Source organism: Cupriavidus phytohabitans, assembly GCF_000426345.1.
Taxonomy (GTDB): Bacteria; Pseudomonadota; Gammaproteobacteria; order Burkholderiales; family Burkholderiaceae; genus Cupriavidus.
The window spans coordinates 1-1395 of the sequence record NZ_AUFE01000234.1; the positions used below are offsets into that span (position 1 = coordinate 1).

A 1395-nucleotide genomic window follows, 5' to 3' on the forward strand; every position below is an offset into this window, starting at 1 on the left:
ATCAAGGCACCGCTCACGCGATGCAGGATGGATACCTTGCCGGCCCAGGGCAACCGGTATTTCGCGATCTGCGAGATACCGATATTCCGGAACTCGGGCCTGGTGGATAGTTGCTTTTCCATGGGGGCGCTGATTCTTGTCGTGGGATGATCCGCCGCCTTGGCCTCGGGCATCACGATCTGACGTAAGTCTTCGACACCGTGGAACCCGGGCAAGGGGTGATACGCGCGTATTTTGGCCTCCCGCTGATATACTGTCCAATATCTATCGCATCTTTCTGATATATATAACGGCAGATATCGCATGGAGCTGCGGCATATTCGCTACTTCCTCGCCGTCGCCGACGAGCGCAACGTCACGCGGGCCGCGGAAAGGCTCGGCATCGGGCAGCCGCCGCTCAGCCAGCAGATTCACGCGCTGGAGGAGGAGCTGGGGGTCAAGCTGTTTCGCCGTACCGGGCATGGCGTGGTCCTGACCGAAGCGGGCGAGGCGTTCGCAACGGATGCCAGGCGCATCCTCCATGACACGCGCACAGCCGTGGAGAAAGCGCAAAGCGCCGGACGGGGCGAAATCGGACGGCTCAACATCGGATTTACCGGCTCGGCCGCGTTCAACCCCGTGGTCTCAAGGCTGATCCGGGCCTATCGGCAGGATTACCCCAATGTTGTCCTCACCCTGGCGGAAGGCAATACCTCACAACTCCTCGCCTATCTCAATGATGACCGGGTCGATGTGGCCTTTGTCCGATTGAGCGGGCAGTCGCCGGCGGGCGTTCAACTGCAGCACATTGCGGTGGAGCCGATGAAGGTCGTGCTACCCGCAACGCATCCTCTTGCGAAGCGGCGGCGGATATCCCTCGACGCCCTGGCGCAAGACCATTTTGTGCTGCTGCCCCGCGAAGCGAGTCCGACCTTGCATGACGTCATTGTCGGCGCTTGCAAGCAGGCCGGTTTTGATCTCATCGCCGGGCAGGAAGCCCCGCAACTCTCTTCGGTCGTGAATCTGGTGGCAGCGGAGTTCGGCGTTTCACTCGTTCCCGCCTCGGTTTGCCAGATTCAGGTCGAGGGCGTTGTCTACAAGGACATCGTTGGCAGCCCGGTCTCGATCCGCCTGGCACTCGCCTCGCGGATCGAGGCGACCCCTGCGAAGACGGCGAATTTTCTGCACAAGGCTCAGGGATTCGGTGCCGGCGCCACAAGAAAAACTGATCGGTAAGACCAAAATTTCCCGTTTGTCCTGACTCGCTGCTGCAACGATCATCGACTCATCCGCCGTATCCCGGCGATCACCCCAACAGAGGAGATAGTCGGACCTGAAAAATTCAGTCTGAGAGCTCAGCGTGACTGAAAGGCGGAGGATTCTGGGCCCTCATCAAACGACTGCGGCATGTGGGCT

The 1395-nt window shown here is 60.2% G+C and carries 1 protein-coding gene and 1 pseudogene; one reads left to right on the plus strand and one right to left on the minus strand.

Going from position 1 to position 1395, the window contains the following annotated elements:
- Positions 1-122, minus strand: a pseudogene (locus K309_RS42330) (succinate dehydrogenase, cytochrome b556 subunit); the annotation flags it as partial.
- Positions 123-303: 181 nt separating this feature from the next.
- Between K309_RS42330 and K309_RS0134970 the strand changes: the two are divergent.
- Complete coding sequence (locus tag K309_RS0134970; protein WP_029050483.1) at positions 304-1215, plus strand: LysR family transcriptional regulator; 912 nt, start codon at positions 304-306, stop codon at positions 1213-1215.
- Positions 1216-1395: the final 180 nt, after the last annotated feature.

Coding starts and splice junctions, on each gene's coding strand:
- K309_RS0134970 (WP_029050483.1), top strand. CDS start 304: ATGGAGCTGCGGCATATTCGCTACTTCCTCGCCGTCGCCGACGAGCGC.